Source organism: Gallaecimonas zhanjiangensis (assembly GCF_057624825.1).
Window position 1 is genome coordinate 3,513,286 of sequence record NZ_CM172603.1, and the last position, 18,176, is coordinate 3,531,461.

The 18,176-nt window shown below is 58.6% G+C and carries 14 protein-coding genes; 1 reads left to right on the top strand and 13 read right to left on the bottom strand.

What is annotated here, in order from left to right:
* Positions 1-64: 64 nt before the first annotated feature.
* Positions 65-1,765 carry a right-handed parallel beta-helix repeat-containing protein gene (locus AC22G1_RS16650; RefSeq protein ID WP_487314361.1) on the top strand — a complete coding sequence of 567 codons (1,701 nt, stop codon included), beginning with the start codon at positions 65-67 and terminating at the stop codon, positions 1,763-1,765.
* 94 nt (positions 1,766-1,859) lie between these two features.
* Here AC22G1_RS16650 and AC22G1_RS16655 read toward each other — a convergent pair whose 3' ends face one another.
* The 13 genes from AC22G1_RS16655 to AC22G1_RS16715 all read right to left on the bottom strand — a co-directional run bounded on the left by AC22G1_RS16655 (position 1,860) and on the right by AC22G1_RS16715 (position 18,174).
* Positions 1,860-2,105, bottom strand: coding sequence for a hypothetical protein (locus tag AC22G1_RS16655; protein WP_487314362.1), 246 nt, complete (start codon positions 2,103-2,105; stop codon positions 1,860-1,862).
* A 538-nt stretch (positions 2,106-2,643) separates the two neighbouring features.
* Positions 2,644-2,994 carry a hypothetical protein gene (locus AC22G1_RS16660; RefSeq protein WP_487314363.1) on the bottom strand — a complete coding sequence of 117 codons (351 nt, stop codon included), beginning with the start codon at positions 2,992-2,994 and terminating at the stop codon, positions 2,644-2,646.
* A 164-nt stretch (positions 2,995-3,158) separates the two neighbouring features.
* Positions 3,159-3,530: a hypothetical protein gene (locus AC22G1_RS16665; protein WP_487314364.1), complete on the bottom strand. Its 372-nt coding sequence runs from the start codon at positions 3,528-3,530 to the stop codon at positions 3,159-3,161.
* Positions 3,527-7,567: an RHS repeat-associated core domain-containing protein gene (locus AC22G1_RS16670; RefSeq protein ID WP_487314365.1), complete on the bottom strand. Its 4,041-nt coding sequence runs from the start codon at positions 7,565-7,567 to the stop codon at positions 3,527-3,529. The genes AC22G1_RS16665 and AC22G1_RS16670 overlap by 4 nt, the downstream gene beginning before the upstream one ends.
* 1 nt (position 7,568) lies before the next feature.
* Positions 7,569-8,258 (bottom strand): hypothetical protein, encoded by a 690-nt coding sequence (locus AC22G1_RS16675; protein ID WP_487314366.1) that lies wholly within the window; start codon positions 8,256-8,258, stop codon positions 7,569-7,571.
* A complete protein-coding gene (locus tag AC22G1_RS16680; protein WP_487314367.1) occupies positions 8,243-9,112 on the bottom strand; it encodes a hypothetical protein in 870 nt (289 codons plus the stop codon). The genes AC22G1_RS16675 and AC22G1_RS16680 overlap by 16 nt, the downstream gene beginning before the upstream one ends.
* On the bottom strand, positions 9,112-10,917 hold the full coding sequence (tssI, locus tag AC22G1_RS16685; RefSeq protein WP_487314368.1) for a type VI secretion system Vgr family protein: 1,806 nt from the start codon (positions 10,915-10,917) through the stop codon (positions 9,112-9,114). The genes AC22G1_RS16680 and tssI overlap by 1 nt, the downstream gene beginning before the upstream one ends.
* 84 nt (positions 10,918-11,001) lie before the next feature.
* Positions 11,002-11,481, bottom strand: coding sequence for an Hcp family type VI secretion system effector (locus AC22G1_RS16690; RefSeq protein WP_050657883.1), 480 nt, complete (start codon positions 11,479-11,481; stop codon positions 11,002-11,004).
* Between the two features lie 81 nt (positions 11,482-11,562).
* Positions 11,563-14,157, bottom strand: a complete 2,595-nt coding sequence (tssH, locus tag AC22G1_RS16695; protein WP_487314369.1) for a type VI secretion system ATPase TssH — start codon at positions 14,155-14,157, stop codon at positions 11,563-11,565.
* Positions 14,158-14,161: 4 nt separating this feature from the next.
* On the bottom strand, positions 14,162-15,139 hold the full coding sequence (gene tssG / locus AC22G1_RS16700; RefSeq protein ID WP_487314370.1) for a type VI secretion system baseplate subunit TssG: 978 nt from the start codon (positions 15,137-15,139) through the stop codon (positions 14,162-14,164).
* Positions 15,136-16,947 carry a type VI secretion system baseplate subunit TssF gene (gene tssF / locus AC22G1_RS16705; RefSeq protein WP_487314371.1) on the bottom strand — a complete coding sequence of 604 codons (1,812 nt, stop codon included), beginning with the start codon at positions 16,945-16,947 and terminating at the stop codon, positions 15,136-15,138. Before tssF ends, tssG begins: the two co-directional genes overlap by 4 nt.
* Entirely contained in the window at positions 16,944-17,405 is a 462-nt protein-coding gene (gene tssE, locus AC22G1_RS16710; RefSeq protein WP_050657887.1) for a type VI secretion system baseplate subunit TssE, read from the bottom strand. The genes tssF and tssE overlap by 4 nt, the downstream gene beginning before the upstream one ends.
* Positions 17,395-18,174 (bottom strand): type VI secretion system accessory protein TagJ, encoded by a 780-nt coding sequence (locus AC22G1_RS16715; RefSeq protein WP_123420426.1) that lies wholly within the window; start codon positions 18,172-18,174, stop codon positions 17,395-17,397. The genes tssE and AC22G1_RS16715 overlap by 11 nt, the downstream gene beginning before the upstream one ends.
* Positions 18,175-18,176 lie beyond the last annotated feature (2 nt).

Genomic DNA, 18,176 nt, shown 5'->3' on the forward strand with positions numbered 1-18,176 from the left:
TGATGTTGTCTGCCCGGCCCCTGCCAGGAGGGTCATAGGCCTGGGCGAACTGAAGGAGAATTCCATGGGATCCCGTATCTGCGTGCTGGCCCTGGGGCTCATCGCCCTGTCGGCCCAGGCCGCTACCAACAGGCCAGACGGCTACACCACCATTTGCAAAAGCGACGAGAGCTGCTCGGTCAGCCAGGCCACCAACGTCGCCTTTGGCGCCTCGGGGCAGTTTGTTTACAAGGTGCTTAATGGCAGCTTTGTGTGCAGCGTTGCCACCTTCGGCAGCGACCCCATTCCCAGCAAGAGCGTCAAGGAATGCTCAATACCCAGCGACGGCTCCAGCGGTGGCGGTAGTGATGGCGGCAGCGCTGATGCCAGCATTACCTTAAGCGGCAGCGCTGGCGACGGCCAGGTAACGCTCAACTGGACCGACCCAGGCAACGGCTCAAGCTACCAGGTGTATTACGACACCGACAGCGACCCGGCCGGGCGTACCCGCCTAGCCACCCTCGCCTCCACCGTACACAGCTACACCGCCACCAATCTTGCCAACCAGACCCCTTACTGGTTCTGGATAAAATTCACCCAGAGCGACGGCAGCAGCGACAATTCCAATGCCTTTAGCGCCACCCCCAGCGCCTCGGCGCCGGTAGACCCGGACGCCACCGTGGTCAATAGCGCCAGCGCCCTGCTCTCGGCTATCGCCTCGGCCTCGGCCGGTGACACCATTTATCTTCGCGGCGGCACCTATGCCTTTGGCGACCCCATCGACCTTGACCAAAGCGGCACCGCCTCAAGCCCCATCACCTTGAGTAAATACCCCGGTGACAGCCGGCCCCGGCTCAACTTCTCGGCCATGTCGGAAAGCGGCAGCAACCGCGGCATTGAGCTTCGCGGCAGTTACTGGCGCATCTACGGTATCGACGTGGAGTACGCCGGCGACAACGGCATGCACATTACCGGCTCCTACAACACCGTGGAGTTCGCCACCTTCTCCCATAACGCCGACACCGGCCTGCAACTGGACAGCGGCGCCAGCAACAACCTGATTAAAAACGTGGACTCGTTCTACAACGCCGACTCGTCATTGGAAAACGCCGACGGCTTTGCCGCCAAACTGGGGGTGGGTGACGGCAACAAGTTCTACGGCTGCCGGGCCTGGAACAACCTCGACGACGGCTACGACGGCTATCTGCGCGGCGCCGACAATGTCACCACCACCTACGAGAACTCCTGGGCCATCCGTAACGGCTACCAGGAAAACGGCTCGGCCAGTGGCGGCGACGGCAACGGCTTTAAAACCGGCGGCAGCGACGACAAGACCCTCAAGCACAACGCCGTCTATATCAACGCCATTGCCGCCGGTAACGCCGTGGACGGCTTCGACCACAACTCCAACCGCGGCGACATCACCATCTACAACAGCATCGGATACGCCAACGGCCGCAACTTCGGCTTCTCAAGCACCAATGCTGCCAACAGCCTTACCATCAAAAACAGCATCTCGCTGGACGGCAACTCCTCTGACAGCCTTAAAGCCAGCAGCACCAACATCAGCTACAACAGCTGGCAAAACAACCTGTCGGCCAGTTCCAGTGATTTTCACAGCATGGATATCGACGAGCTAACCGGCCCCCGCAAAGCCGACGGCAGCCTGCCCGACGTGCAGTTCTTCCACTTGGTAAACGGCTCTGACCTTATCGACGCCGGCACCAACGTCGGCCAAGACTACCAAGGCAGCGCCCCGGATATAGGCGCGTTTGAAGCGCAGTAATGCAAAAAGCCCCACCTAAAGCGGTGGGGCTTAAAAAGCCAATTAAAAGAAGCGTATTCCTTTAATAATTACAAGTGGAATTTTTATTGAAAAATCAATTCTTGCTCGGCCAAATAGTTGGAAAAATCATTCTATCAGAATATAAAGAGCTGTCATTAAGAAACGACTTAACCAGTTCATCAATATAGCTGGCTTCATCTTCAAATTTTTTTATTTCCTGGGAGTTTAGCCGGACTGTCACATCAAGCTCTGCAACTCCACCTTTTAAAAAGGTTAAAATATAACCTTCATCATCTTCCATCAAGATATAGCTATATGGAACTTTTTTAAGTGTTTTCATTATTGGATACCTTCTTCATAGAGTCTTCAAGATCATTTTCCACGCACCATACAGTGCTGGTATAGACTCAATAAAATGACAAAATACCCCATGAAAATTCACCTTAAAATCCATTTTGAAAATCAGAAATCCGGCCTCATTAATATCTACTATAGAAAATTACCAACCCGAGAATACGCACTAAAACCATCGAAAACAAAACAAATAACCGAAACGTCGTTTTTTGTTTAATTCTAAAAATGCTTTAATTACTCAGAGGCTACAACTCTATAAAATTCTGAGCGGTGATCACCAAGGCACTCACAAAATCCCATTTTTCTCAGACTTTATTGACATAGGATGGTTAAAAATTTAGAATTATTATTTAGGTGACATAAATCATCTAGGATTTTAAATGTGAGATATTTAAAACTGAATCCAATTCAAAAGTCGTCGACACCAACTTAGGAGTTGGTCATTTATAATGTAGAGACGCTATAACCTTTATAAAAAATCGCTAATAGAAAAAGCTGCATTTAGCGTAAATAGAGAATAATTATTATCTAACAAAGCCTTCAAAATAACAGATAAATCGACCAGACTGGAACTCACCAAAGGAAAGAATCAATATTTTTTCATTGAACTTATAGAAGGCCAACTTCAGTCCTTTACGACATCCATGATAAACTTTTGCAAATCCCAAATCTGAAACATCGAAGCCTAAAGCATTAGCAATATTATCAACACCTTTTATCTCTTCATCATTGATCGCATCGACGGCAGAGATAATATTATCAGGATCAATGAAATAGTTATGACCATCCATATTGAACGAGGGCAACTGATTTTTCATATCTTCAATAGTTCCATCAAACACCAGCATTGAACTATTGTTTTTCTCTAGCGTCATGGTACCTCCTTGAGCATACCAAACTTAATCAATTGATTAACAGAGTGCTCGTGTTACATTCCATTCCCGGGTTTATCAAACCAGGGTTTAACCTTTACAACAACTTAAGAATAAGAATGAGATGACAACAAGGCATGCTCCTTGTTGCAAAGTAATCGATGTTATTATCTCCAGATCGCCTCAGGGCCACTCAATATCTCTTTATCAATATCAAGAATATGTTGCCAGAAAAGTTCGCCTTTATAATTAGGTTGGTGCCCTAAAATAACAGTAAAGCCGAAATCTCCTACAATACTTTTCGTGAAATTATAAAACCGACAATTAGCTGGAATTACTAAAAAAAACTTTTTAGAAAGCGTTCCATCAGGATCAAGAACTAAACATAAAGATTCTTCAGATTTAAATACAACAATTTTATTATTTTTCTCATCATAGGCTGCGTATGCAGAAAATGGATACTCCACTTTAATGCATGAGCCTTTATAATCCCAACTAAAGGAGGTATATCCCCTTTTTGCCTCTTCGCTTATGATCATTTTTCCCCTTTTAAACTAGAAATATTTTTTACGCTCAAATATGCATCATCAGTGAAATTATTTCCTTTATTTGGAACCGCATTCCAATAATCCTCATACATTAACTCATATTGATAGCCACCACCTGGAAGATACTTATAAGAACCATCTTTCAATTTATCTATCTGAGGACCAACAGGCCCATGTTTATATGGTACCTCTTTGCCACTCTCTACCTCGTACTCAACAACTTGGTCTAACGTCGGCTTCCATACTTCTTTGATGGCTAATGAGTCTCTACCGTATGCTTCATTTTCAATGATATCAGGGGTAGCGAACTTCCCTGGTGAAGTTTCGCTCCCCAAATTTGTAATCATTCTAAATCTTGTGCCGGCAGTAAGGACACCCTCTTTGGGAATATATCCTATTGGCCACGGAGAAGGAGAAGAGCTATCTCTAAGATCTTCATACGCTAAAACTAAGTCCTCATCAGAGCTAAACATCCCCATATGCTCTTCTTCAAACTGAGCGAACACGGCACCTTGCTCCGGCGGGACACGGTCCCTAGGTGAACCAGAGTGCAGTTCCTGCATAGCAGGAGCGTCTTCTGATACCGGAGACATTGCTCCATTCGCTAGATTAGCAGGCGTAACCCCCACATCTGCGGCGCTTAGCCCCAGGGGATCGATATAGTCCACGGGGTTGGGGGTGTAGCGGTAGCTATTAAGGCCACCTTTTAAACCCAAAGGATCGGGGGTGAGGTAGCGGCCGGTTTTGGGGTCGTAATCGCGAAAACGGTTGAAATAAAGGCCGGTGAGCTCGTCTTCAAACTGGCCGGGCAGGCGCAATGGTTGGTGGATATCCCCTTCGCACTGGTAGTTACCCCAGGCGTCGCTTTGCGCCTTCCAGGCGCACTGGCCTTGGCTGTCCCAAAGGCGGATGGGGGCTTTGCGCCAGTCCAGTTCGTAAAAATACACATCGCCGTTATGGATGGTCAGCAGCGGCTCTTGGGTTTGCGGATCGCGGATAAACCACTGCCAGCGGCCATTGCGCTGCTCGCCAAGGAGGTTGTCTCCTTGCCAGAGGTAATTAACGGTGCCGTCTGGCCCTTTGCGCCAGGCACGGCGATTAAGGGCGTCGTAGCCGTAGCGAAGCTGCAAGCCGCCCCGGTTAAAGGCGATAAGGCCGCCTTCGGCATCGAAGTAGCGCGATTCGTCCCGCTCGCCGCGTAGCTCCACCTCAGCGCCCAGGGCGTCGTAGCGGCGCCAGGCGCTCTCGGTGCGCACCAATCGGTCTTTACCCAATTGGTCTTGGTCGCTGCGGCGGTTGCCCCCTTCGTCGTAACGAAAGTGGATATCGCCGTCGCTTATCAACTGGCCGACACTATCGCGCTCAAAGCGGGTTTCCCCGGTGTCGGAGTCTTCCAACTCTTCGAGGCGCGATTCGGCGTCCCAGCTGTAGCGGCGCAGGTGGCTCTGCTGGCCCTGCCAGCGGCGGTTTACCAGCCGGTCGTGGCGGTCCCAAACCTGGCTTTGCTGGTTGGCCGCACCTTGACGGCTGTGCTCGCGGCCGCTGTCGTCAAAGCTGCGGGTCAGCACCGTCTCGCCGTTGACCTGCACCTGGCTCCAGCGCTCGCCTTCAAAGGTAAAGGCGATTTGGGTGCCATCGGGCAGGGTAAGGCGTTGCAGCTGGTTACCATGGCCATAACCGAAGCTGACGCTGTGGCCGTCTTGGTCGTGGCGCACCATGCGCCCCTGGCTGTCGTAGCGCCAGGCCAGGCGCCGCCCTTCACAGGCGGCGGTGACCATGCGGCCAAGATGGTCGTAACGGAACTGTTTGGCCACCGGCTGGCGACCTTTGCCTTGGGAGTTTTGGCGGGTAACCCGGCCACCGGCGTCCCGTTTTAAGTGCTGGACCCAGTCGCCGCTTTGCTCGCGGTGGACGATTTGGCCGTTGGCGTCATAGCGAAAACGAATGTCCCGCCCGTCCGGCGCCGCAACCCGGTCAACCTGGCCCAGGGCGTCGTAGCCCAGCTGCCAGCGGCCACCGTCGGGGCGCACCAAGTCCACCAGGCGGCGGGCCTTGTCGTAGCTGTAGTGCACGGTTTTGCCGTCGGGGCGGATGTAACGCAGCGGCCGTTCGCGGCCGTCGTATTCAAAGCGGTGCACCTGGCCCAGGGCGTTTTCAAAGCGGCTTAAGCGCCCGGCGCTGTCGTAGCCAAAGTGCCAGCTTTGTTGCTGGGCAGGGGCATTCTCGGGGAACTGATGGCTGGCCACCAGTTTGTCGCCGTCGTACTGGTATTGGGTGACCAGATCGTGCACCAGTTGGCCGGCGGGGCGGCCCAAATCGTCATAGGCAAAGCGGCGCAGATGGCGGTTTTTCTCTACCGCCAGGGGCTGGCCTTTGGCGTCGAGCCCATAGCGCTCCACCCGGCCATCGTCGCACTGGGCTTGTTGCAGCCAGCCGGCGTCGTTGTAGTGATATTGCCATTGGCTGCCGTCGGGGCGGCGTTCGCTTAAAAGGCGCCCGATACCGTCGACTTTACGCTCGATAAAGCGGCCGTCCGGTAAGGTTTCGGCGATGCAGATACCCAGACCGTTAAAGACCCGGCGATGGCGGCGGCCATCGGGCTGCCAGTCGCACACCGGCAGCCCGCGGCGGTCAAACTCGTAACGCCAGGCGCGGCCATCCGGCAAGCGGTGGCGGCGCAACCTGCCTTGGGTGTCGTAGGTCCATTGATGTTCGCCGCCGTCGGGGCCACGGCGGGCGGTGATGCGCCCGGCGTTGTCGTAGCGGTACAGCCACTGGTGGCCAAAGGCATCGGTGACGCTGGTCTGGCGATTAAGGGTGTCGTATTCGAAGGCGTAATCGTCGGAGCCGTCTTCGCCGCGGGTGCGGATGCAGCGGGCGCCGGGGCCTGTGCCCTGCCAGTCCAGCAAGAAGCGGTAACCGGAGGCGAGGTGGCGCTCGCTCAACAAATGCCCACGGTAACGGTACTGCTCGCTGAGCTTTTGGCTGCGCGCTTCGCTGAGATTGGCGTTGTCGTCGTAATGGTAATGGGCCAGAGCCAGGGTTTTCTTGCCCTGTTTAAGGCCGATACTGGCCAGGTGGCTATCTTGCCAGCCCAGCACCAGGCGCCGCTCCGGGGCCACGTCGATGGCCGACAACCGGCCTTTGTTGTCGTAATAAAACAGCCAGCAATGGCCTTGCAGGTTGTGGATGGCATCCACCCGCCATTGCCCCCGGCCATGGGGCAAGAACACCCACACCAGGCCGCCGGGCTCGGTCAGCACCATGCGCCCGTCGGCTTTGTGCTCAAGGCGATGGCCGGTGGCGGCCTGCCAGCCCACTTCCTTGGGTTTTAAATGCGGGAACCGCAGCTGGCGGCCTTCGTGGTCGAGCAGGTAGGCGTGGTCGTCGTCCTGCCACAAGGGGCGCAGCAGATCGCAATACCAGCCATAGCCCAGGCCGCTGTCGCGTTCGCAAAGGCTGGAGCGATACCAGCGCTTAAGCGCCAGTGGCATCGGCCCTTGGATCTCAAAATCAATCAGTTGCAGCAGCTCTTCGCCGCTGGCCGGGGCCACCGGATCGCCCAGGGTCTGGGCATCGGCGGCATCAGGGGCCGGGGCATCGCCGCTGGCACCTTTGGACTGCGCCGCGCCGCCGCTGCTGCCGGCACCGGCCTGGCTGGCACCGCTATTGGCGCGGGAGCTGTCGGAGCCACCGCCGGCATCGGCGCCAGCCGGGGCTTCGGGTACATTGGGCAGGGGTAGGCGCCAGGCTTCCAACTCGCCTTGGGCCAGGGCATTGGCCAGCACCGAATAAGCCTGGGAAGGAGACTGGGCGCTCTTGTCGAGCTTGAGCATCTTCATCACCTTCGAGAAATCGTCCAGATTCTCGTCGGCGGTGATCATGAAGGTGGTGTGCAGCCAATCCATCCAGGCCAGGACGTCATCGTCCGGCACCATGACCTGGTTACCCACGCCACCGCTGCCGGGCAGTGCCAGCATCACATCACAGCCGTGAGCCTGGATTTCGACGGAACTGATCGTACTCATGCTATCCTTCGCTACCTTGCCACCGCACTACGGCCAACCCCATCATGGGGCTGTCATCCAATTCCACGACAACAGCATCTCCCTGCCATTGCCCCCAAGCCAGACCCTGCGCCATCCAGGCCCAGGTAAAAAGCGCGCCGGCGGTTTCAAGCGCCATGCCCGCCTCAGCAAACTGCCAGGGCACGTCGCTGCCGGTCCAGCCCGCCATCTCGCCGAAAAACGGCATCAACCGCTCCAGGCGATTGTCGGCCCCAGAGCCCGGCATCAGCACCGCCGCCGGTTGCGGGCAATGCTGGCGAGCCCGGCGCAGCACCGGGCCAAAATCTGGGTTGGCGTCCCAGCGCCCGTCCATCAGCAGCTCCCGGCAAACAATGCCTTCGGCCGCCGGGGTGATATCGAGCGCCAATACCCCTTGGCGGTGCGGGGCGATAACCCTGGCCCCTTCGCCGGATTTTTGCAGCTGGCTAAACACCAGCGCCAACCCGGCCCGGCCTCTTGCCAATTGCGCCTGGGGCGGCACCGGCCTTTGGTCGCCATAGGCCAGCAGGTACCAGTTGGGCTTGTCAGCGCACAGTAGCGCCTCGGGCGCCTCGGGCGCCGGGGCATCCTCTGGCATGGGCGCCATGCCGGCCAGCAGCGCCTCGGCGCTCACGCCGGCCAGCTCGCCACTGAGGTTCAGTTGCCAAGGCATAACCGCCCCCCAAACAGCGACCAGGGCGCGCCCCGGCCGTCTCGCCCCACCAGGGCCCACAGCCGCTGGCGAAACTTCAAGGTTAATTGCGCCGGCGCCAATTTCAGCCAGTCCCCTTCCAGGGCCTGGCCCCAACATTGGCGCTCGGCAATACGTTTGTTGTCACCGCCGGTGAGATACAGCTGATTTTCCATAACCACCTCACTCAGTTGCGGTTGGCGAAGGGTGCCAAGCCAGGGCAGGAACCGGCCCAGATGGCTGCGCCCCATCAGCTCCACCAGGGTGACTTCGTCCACCAGCGGCGCCAGGGCATTGATGCTGGCCACCACTTCTGCCTCGCTGGCCTGCTGCCACAGCGGCGGCAGCCAGTATTGCCACTGGTGCCCGGCGCAAAGCGCCCAAAGCGCAGGGACCAACTTGCCCAGCTGTTCGCCCCGGGTGGCCAGCAGCCAATCCTGCCAGGGCCCTTCCAGGGACTTTTGCCTGAGCCAACAGGCTCTGGCCTGTAACCAGCCGCCATCATTCTTTGGCATCGGCAGAGCCGGGTAACAGGCCGCCAGCCACCAGGCCAGCAGCTGCCCTTGGTCAATAGCGCACAGGGCTTGGTGCAGCCGCGAAAGCTCGCCGGGCCAGAGGCAATCTCGCCCCTCAACCACCACCATCGCCTCCAGCGGGTCTGCCGCCTCGGCCAACAGCGTTGCCGCGCTGAGCCCCGGCAGGCTCACCGGCCCCAGCTGCCCCTGGGCCAACTCGCCCAAAAAGCGCCGGTCCAGTTGTTTTAATACCCCCAGATCGGCTTCGTGACTGGCCAGAACGGCTTTTCTCTGGGCAAAGAAACGGGCCAGTGCTTCCATCAGTTGAGCTTGATCTGCGAGCCTTTGAGGGTGATCACCGAGCCCTTGATACTGATCTCACCAGAGCTTTTCATCTCGATTTTGGCGCCGCCGCACTTGAGGGTGATGGAGGTGCCGCCGTCCAGGGTGATGGTCTTGGCCACGGTGATTTTCTGGTCGCCGTCGATTTTCACGGTCTGGTTGTTGGTGACGTTCAGGCTGTCGTCGTTCAGTACCTTGCCGCTGCGATCGTTTTTGATCTCAAAAATCTGATCGTTCTTGATCAGCAGCTTCATGTCCTTTTCGGCCTGGACGTTAACCAGCTCCTTGCCCTTGGTGTCGTCGAACTGCAACTCGTTGTAGTTGCTGGCGCCACCTTTGACGGTCTGGGTCTTGATGCCGTAACGGTTTTTGCCGTCACCGTCAGTACTGTACGGCAGGTTATGGGTGCCGTTGTAGACGGCGCCGGTAACCAACGGCTGGTCCGGGTCGCCGTTTAAAAAGGCGATCACCACCTCTTCGCCAACCCGCGGGATGAACTGGGCACCGAAACCGGCGCCGGCCCAGGGGTGGGCAACCCGCACGTAGCAGGAGCTTTCGTCGTTGTTCTTGCCTTCCCTGTCCCAGTGGAACTGCACCTTGATGCGCCCGTCCTTGTCGACGTGAATTTCCTCGCCGCTCTTGCCGGTAACGGTGGCGGTTTGGATGCCGGGGATCAGCGGCTTGGCACGGCGTTTGGGCACAATGTCCTTGTCGCCGGGCATGCATTGGAAGGCGTTGGCAAACTGGAAGGCATTGGCACCGCTGGCGCCGTCGCTGTTGAGCGGCACCCGGGCGGTGAGGGTCATCTCGACGATGTTGAACTCGTTGGGCGAGGGGATTTTGTCCTCGTGCTCTTTAAAGCCGAAGCTAAGGCCCACGCCCAGGGAGCGCAGATCGCTGCGCGCCTCGATAAGGCTGGTGTCGTTGATTTGCGCGCTCAGGTGCTGCTTGGCGCGGCTTTTACTCTCCAGGGCGCGGTTTTCCTCGCCGTGGTAGTAGAAGGCCTCTTGCTTGCCAAACTTGTCGCCGGCCGGTTTGCCGTCGGTCTTTTCATCCACCCGGTCATTAGGGGCCGAGTAGTTGTAGGCGCGGTCTAGCCACTTGGCGGTGGCGGCCTGGCTGCTCACCAGCCAGCGGCTGATGTGGGCTTCGCCTTTTTTCTTGGTGCGGAAAATCACGTCTTTTTCCGCCGCCGGCTCAAAGGCCTTGGCGGAGCTTGCGATCACCAGCTTGTGGCTGCCCTTTGCGTGCTTGAAGAAGAAAAACAGGCCGTCGTTGGCCAGAATGCGGCACACAAAGTCCCAGTCCGATTCCTGGTACTGCACGCAGTACGGCAGGGTGTAGGGGGAAAAAGACTTCAATGACTCTTCGATGGCCTGGCTGTGTTCACCCAGCACCTTCTTGGCGATATCCACCGAGGTCATGTTCTGAAATACCCGGCAGTTGACGCGGCGGGTGGCGGACCAGGCGCGGGGTACTATAACCGCCTGATAACGCTGACCTTCGTCGCTGTGCTGGGCTTTGCCAAGCTCGCTGATGCTGAGCACATGGCCGTTGAAATAGCGCTCTTTGGCCCCCGCTTTATCGCCAAGGCCGAGGCTGACAGTAACATTCTCTCCGACCAGGCTATCGAGATCGCTGATACGGGAGTTTGCAAAAAAGCCCACCTGGATGTTGAACAGTCGCGAGAGTCCCTCGCTGACATCAAGTCGTTCCAACACCAGGGCGTCCTGCCCAAGCGGTGACTGGATCTTAAGAAAATGATGTTGCAGTTCCTTGCCCATGTTTCTCTACACCATCCAAGTGTTTGAAAATCAAAGATGGGGAGGGCCTGAACCCTCCCCAAGGGGACATCAGGGCAGTAAGCCTTACAGCTTCTGACCTTTGACGCCGCTGTAGCCGTAGACCAGAGGGGCCTGGGCAGCGTTTTTGTCGTCGGTAGGAGTCACGGTCATTACCATTTCGGTGTAGGAAATGGTCACGGTTTCAACCGGACGGTCACCAGCAACAGACAGGGAGTAGTTGGAGATCATGGCGTCGGTCAGTTCGATCTTCATGATCTCTTCGATCTTCTCGCCCTGCTTGGTCATGTGGAAAACGGCTTTTTTGCCTTTACCGATGGTGGCTTCTTTGAAGAAGTCAGGGGAAGCTTTGTCCTGCAGTTTGGTGATGGTGATATCGCCCAGACGGGTAGCAGAAGCTTCACGGTCCATGGCGGTACCGGTGTAAGCGCTGATTTCACGGTGTACGTTGAAGTCCATAGACAGGACAGTGACCATGTCCTTGTACTGTTCTGCTGTGGCTTCGCCCTTGATACCTTCGTAGTTCAGGTAAGTATTGGCTTGCATGGTATAGCTCCTTTCGATTGCGAGTTACGTCCTGTAACGAGGACAAGTTTACCCAGCCCGGCCCTCCCGGGCAGGGTTGGGTCACACTGCGGCGCCCTCGACGTCCACTGTCAGCTCGCCGTCGACGACGGACAGCCTGACACCGGCCACCGGAGTTTCCGAGGCCAGGCAGCGCAGTATTTGCTCCGACATTTGCGGCAGAACCTGCCGCTGTAGAATTTGTTGAATGTTGCGGGCACCAGAGCTGGCTTCGGTGCAGCGCTCGACGATGGTGTCTACCACTTCGTCGCCGTAGCTAAACGGCACCTTGTGGTGGCGCGCGATACGGTCGCTGACCCGGCCCAGTTGCAGGCGGGTAATTTCGCTCAGCTGCTCGGCGCCAAGAGGCTTGTAGGGCAAGACGCTACAGCGGCCCAGAAACGCCGGTTTGAAGATGCCCAGCAGATCGTCCCAGATAGCCTCTTTGACCTTGCCCATGTCGTCAGGGGCGGTCAGCTCGTCGGCGAACAGATCGGTGATGCTGTCGGTGGCGGCATTGGAGGTCATCAGGATGACGGTGTTTTTGAAGTCCACGTCACGGCCTTCACCGTCACGCAGCATGCCTTTGTCAAAGACCTGATAGAAGATGTCCTGCACCCCGGGATGGGCTTTTTCCATCTCGTCGAGGAGCACAACGCTGTAGGGCTTACGGCGCACGGCTTCGGTCAGAACGCCGCCTTCGCCATAACCTACATAACCTGGAGGGGAACCCAGAAGTTGTGACACTTTATGTTCTTCCTTGAACTCTGACATGTTAATCACAGTCACGTTGGCTTCACTGCCATAAACCTGTTCCGCCAGGGTAAGGGCGGTTTCGGTTTTACCTACCCCGCTTGGCCCTACCAGCAGGAAGACCCCAAGGGGTTTCTTCTCGTCAGCCAGGTTGGCCCGCGCGATGCGTACGGTACGGGCGATATCATCAAGAGCGTGGTCCTGCCCTTTCACCCGTGCTTTGAGGCGCTCGTCCAGGGCCAAAATCCCTTGGACCTCATCGGCCTGCATGCGTCCCAGCGGGATGCCTGTCCAGTCCGACAGCACCTCTGCTACCAGTTGCTCGTCAACCTGCCAGTGCACCAAGGGTTCGACCCGGGCGCCCAGTTGGCTACGAAGCGAGTTCAATTCGTTCAGTAGCGCAGCGTCGTCACTTTCGCTCAACTGCTCGCCAAGAGACAGAGCATTGGCCACCATCTCCTGCTCGTATTGCCAAGTGCTACTTAATTGATTAACGGTTTGTTGAAGTAAGGCCATCTCGGTGCCGAGCTCGTCACGGCGCTTGCCGTGGTCAAAACCCTTGCGCTGTTCCTTGTCGAGGATGGCCGCTTCGGTCTCAAGGGCGGTCAGCCTTGCCTGGGCCCGTTCCAGGGCGGCCGGCAGACTGGCCTGGCTCATGGCCACCCGGGCACAGGCGGTGTCTAAGAGCGCCACCGATTTATCGGGCTGCTGGCGGCCAGCGAGATAACGGCTCGACAGCACCACGGCGCCGCGCGCGGCTGAATCGGTGATGTGCACCCCGTGGTGCTTTTCCAGCACCGGCATCAAGCCGCGCAGAATTTGAACAGCTACCTCTTCGGTGGGTTCTTCCACTTTCACGACCTGGAAGCGGCGGGCAAGAGCGGCATCTTTTTCAAAGAATTTCTTGTACTCAGCCCAGGTGGTGGCGGCAATGGTGCGAAGCTCGCCCCGTGCCAGCGCCGGTTTTAACAGGTTGGCGGCATCGCCCTGCCCGGCCTGGCCACCGGCACCAATCATGTTGTGGGCCTCGTCGATAAACACCAGCACCGGCTCGGGGGAGGCCTTCACCTCGGCTATCACCTGCTTTAAGCGGTTCTCAAATTCCCCTTTGACCCCGGCGCCCGCTTGCAGCAGGGCCAAGTCCAGGGTCAGCAGGCGGCAGCGCTTGAGGGCGTCGGGCACGGTACCTTCGGCAATGCGCTGAGCCAGGCCTTCTACTACCGCCGTTTTACCGACCCCGGCTTCGCCGGTGAGGATGGGGTTGTTCTGGCGGCGGCGAGTAAGGATATCCACCATCTGGCGAATTTCATCGTCACGGCCCAATACCGGGTCCAGCTTGCCTTCGCGGGCCTGAGCGGTGAGGTCGATGCAGTATTGGCCAAGGGCCTCTTCTTTCATCGGCCCTTTGCGAGCCGGGTTGGGCTGGCTGTTGCCGAGGCTGTCACGCAGGCTGGGCCAGTCGGCCAGCAACCGGGCCGAGTCCAGTTTGTCCAGCTCCTTGGCGTGGCGAGTACCGAGGGCAGCCATGGCATCGTCGTTCAGCAGCGCATAGAGCAAGGTGGCGCCGCGGATCTGCTGCTCGCCAAACTCGATGGAGCTGTCCATCCAGCATTGGCGCAGCAGCTCTACCAGCCGGGGAGACAGCGCCGGGGTGGCGCCATTGCCGGATTTAAAGCTCTCCAGGGCCTGGTTGAGCTCGCTGCTAAGGCGCTCAGCCGAGAGGCCATAATGGCTCAGCACCGCCAGCACGTCGCTGTTTTCGGTTTCCAGCAGCGCCTTTAGCAGGTGTTCGACTTCGACACTGTGGTGGGTACGTTGGTAACACAGGCCCACGGCCTTCTCCAGCGCCTGGTGGCAACCGGGTTCCATGCGCTCGACCAGCGCTTTTAAGGTCATAGAAGACATGACTTCATCCTTTCCTTGGCGTAAAGCCCACAGTCAGTGTCCTGTCGGGCTGGGTAACGGCTTTTAAAAAACTGTCGGCACCGAGGCGCCCCTGGCTGCCCAGGCGTGCGCCGGGCAGGTAACCGGCCTTGGTGGTCATCTGGTACTGCACCTTGACCCGGCTGCCAGCAAAACTTCGGCTCAAACGGGAAATGGTGGCGCTGTAGCGGCCATCGGGCAGCAGGTTCAAGGCCTGCTCTTTGGTACTGGGCGCAAAGGCCAGCACCATGCCCCGGTCGGCCACCCAGGTCTTGCTGCCCAGCACCGCCTCACCAAGCCGGGCAAAGCGCCCCTGCGGCAAGGCCTTGCTGGGCATGGCGCTTTGTTCATCAGGGGCGATGGCTTCCCAGCCCCCTTGCAGCGGCTGGTGGCTGACTGCGCTGCCGGTGAGGTCGCTCAGCACCTGGCACAATACCGAGCCACTTTTGGGGCCGCGCATCATGGCGGCGCCGTAATAGAGCTGGCTCTGGTCGCTGACCCCGGTCAGGGCCTGCATGATGGCGCTAAACGGGTCCTGGCCATGGCGCTCTTGCTCCACCGCCGGCTGGGTACGGGCCCAGCTGCGGTAAAAAAGCGACAGCAGCCGGTGGTTAAAGAGGTCTAAAAAGTCCTGCAGCGCCGGGGATTTACCCTTTAGCTGCTGCAGCACCAGCTCGCTGTAGTGGCCCGGCAATACACCGCGAGCGCCGGTCAGGCTCATAAAATCCACGTCCAGCACGGCGCGGGTCTTGCCATCGCTGGTACGGTCATGACGAGCGCGCACTACGTCCTGGCCGGCAAAGCCCTGGTGCTGGCGGGCACGAAACTTCACCAGCTCTTTTTCGGGCCAGCCGTCTTCGCCAACCCGGTGCCAGCTGTCCTTATCGCTTTTGATCTGCCGCTCGATGCGCCAGATCTCCCGGTACAGGGCGCCGTTGTCCAAAGGGTCGCGATGGCCGGTCATAGCAGCTCCCGCTCCCCGACTCGGGTCGGCCAGACGTGGTAGTCCTGGTTATGGCCGGTAAGCTTGATGCGCAGCCGGGTAAAGGTGTTGAGCTGGGCGAACTGGGCAAAGAAGCGGTCCAGCACCGCCGAAAAGAGATACACGCTGGCACCGGCATAGCGGGGCTTGGAGAAACGAATGCTGATGTCGTTGCCCTGGCAAAGGCCCTTGCGCACGCCGCTGCCCACCCGTGCTACCGCCGGTTTGATGCTGACACTCTCAATGCCTTCGATAAGGGCACGGGACTCCGGGGTTTGCTTAAAGTCATGCAGGTGCAGCACGGCTTTTAAGCGGTCGAGGGCGTCGGGGCCGGCAAAGTGCTCCAAAGAGAGGTGACGGATAAACTGCCAGCGGCTGGCGTCGCCAAGCTCGGGGCGCACCGTGGGGCTAGGGGCCAGCAGCACTTTCACGTCATGGATATAGGCATCTTCCGAGCGCATCTTCGGCTGGCCACCGCCAAAGGGCAGCTGGGCCGGGGCGTTACGGTTACAGGCCAGTACCTTGACTCGCAAAAAGCGGTCGCGGGGCAACTCGTCTTCGTCTTGGTGCTCAAAATCTTTGTTCACCAGCGACAGGTAGGTCTCGGTGCCGGGCTCGTATTGGCCGCCGGCCCAGTCGTTGTAACGGCGCCGGGCGTGCCAGTAGAGGCTGACACTGTCTTGCCAGCGCGGGTGGTGCAGGCCGTAATAAGGCGCCAGCGGCAACACTTCGTCGGATTTGACCAGCTCAACCCCCATGATCCGTACCACTTCGCCGGAATCGGCGTTGCGGTAGTTGGGCACCAGCCGGTATTCCAGGGCCTCTTCTTCAAAGCGCAGGGTTTCGCAGAGGGTCTCGAAGGTGTTGACCATAGGCACGCAGCCTAGGCGCAGGTGGTCGGGCACCAGGCTCTTTTCCTGCTCGGCCGAACCCTCGGCAAGGTAGATATAGATATCCAGCTCTTTGTCGTCTGGCCAATCGGGGTCGAGGTCAGCAAGGTCGGCAAAGAGGAATTTTTCGGCAAAGAGAAAGTGCTCCACCAGCAGCCGGTAGCCGTCGAAGCTGCGTTTGCTGTAGGGCACCACTGCGTCTTCGGCGTCAAAGCCCACCGCCTTGATGTGCTCTTTGCCGTAAAAGCGCAGCTGGCGGCTGTCGCTCGCCGGGGCAATGGCAAAGCCCAGGGCCGAGCGGTGGATAAGCTCGTAAAGCTCGTGGCTGTGGTGGGTCTGGCCGTGCAGGTAAAAGCGCAGGTACGGCAGCTTTATCTCGGAGAAATTAAGCGGCGCCGACAGACGCAGCTTGATAACCGCCTGGGCGCCGCTGCTGCCCTGGGGGCGCGGCGCATCAAAGGGCGCGTTCTCGAAATTGGCGCTGTCGACACTGACATTGGCCAGCACATGGTTGCCCACGGCGCTGAAATAGCACTCGGGCATGTTCTCCACCAAGGTGGTGAAGTTGAGCCCGGCTTTGACATCCATATGGGACGACAGCGCCGGCGCCGGCTTGAGCTGGGCCACGGTCATGGACGGAATGGGCGACTGGTAATCGGGGTAGAGACTGCCCAAGAGCACGTCGGCCAGCTCGGGGAAGTGGCCGTCCAGGCGCTGGCGAATTTGCGCGGTCATAAAGGCCACGCCTTCTAAGAGGCGCGAGACATGGGGGTCTTCCACCGCCTCTTCGCTGATGCGAAGGCGCCCCGCCACCTTGGGGTACTGTTTGGCGAACTCGGCGCCCTGGCGGCGCAAGTAGGCCAGCTCCCGGTTGTAGTACTTGAGCAGTGCTTCACTCATCGCAAACTTTCCTGCAAGGTCACGGACAGGTTGATGGGCTCCATCTCCGAGTCAAAAGCCACCGGCAGCGGCACCGGATCGGCCAGCAGCACGGCGTCGATGCGCAGCCTGAGCACCCTGTCTTCCGGGGTGTCCTTGTCTCTGAGGCTCACTTCCACCTGGGTCAGCCGGGGCTCGAAGCGATTGATGGTCTTTTTGACCTCTTCGCACAGCCACAGCCGGCTCTCTTCGGTAGACAGTTCCATCACCGTAAAATCGGGTAGGCCAAAGCCCAGCACCGAGGTGTCCAGCTCGTTAAGGCTCTCGTCCCAGGGCAGCCAGCTGCGCCGGGCGTTCATCAACCACTCGAGATCCCGGCGCACCGACTGGCGCAGCTGGCTGACCGAGAAGCGCTGGGGCTCCCCTTCATCCAGCAGCCGGTCAAGCACGCTGAGCTGGGCCAGGGTTTCAGCCGGCATGGCTGGTCTCGGCGATATCGCTGGTGGCCAGTTCCAGCAGGGTCATGGCCTCATCCCCGACCAAGAACAATTTGAGGCCAAGGCCGGTAACCAGCTGCCCTTGCTCCTGCCAGTCGGTTTCGCGGCCCAGTTTTTGGCGGCTGTCGCTGCTGGCGGCGTAGGTGAGCGGAATGAAGACTTCGCCTTCGCGGCCGTCGTTGAGGATCACCTGGGCGCGGCGCCAGATGGTCTCGATGGGAGAGGTAGCCCCGTGCAGCTGGATGGCGGCGATTTCATCAAAGCGCCACAGGTAGAACTTGCCGTCGGTGCCCAGGCACTCAAGGTAGGGGCCGAGGCTGTCGTCACAGTCCCGCACCTCGGCAAAGGGGCCGTCGCCGCCACGGGTGGCTTCCAGGCGCTCGGCAGCCTTGGTGGCGCCTTCCACATCACCGGCGAAAAGCTTGGCCTTGAGATCCACCAGCGCTTCGAGGGCTTCGCCGGGGGCGGCCACTACGTCGTCAGCCAGCTGGCCTTGGTGAAAAGCAACACGAGCCTGCTGGGCGCGCAGCAACTGGCGCAGGTTGGCCGCGCCGCCCAGCCATTCGGGCTGGCGTTTAACCAGGCTGGCCAGGGAGTCGTCGGCCCGTTCCAGCTGCCCGTCCAGGCACAAAAGCTCAATCAGCTTGGCCCGTAAGTCCAGGTTGGCCGGGTCGTCTTTGACTAGGCTCTGGGCCTGATCGATGGCGTCTTGGAGTTGGCCGGCGGCCAGTGCGTCGATGATCCCTTTCATAC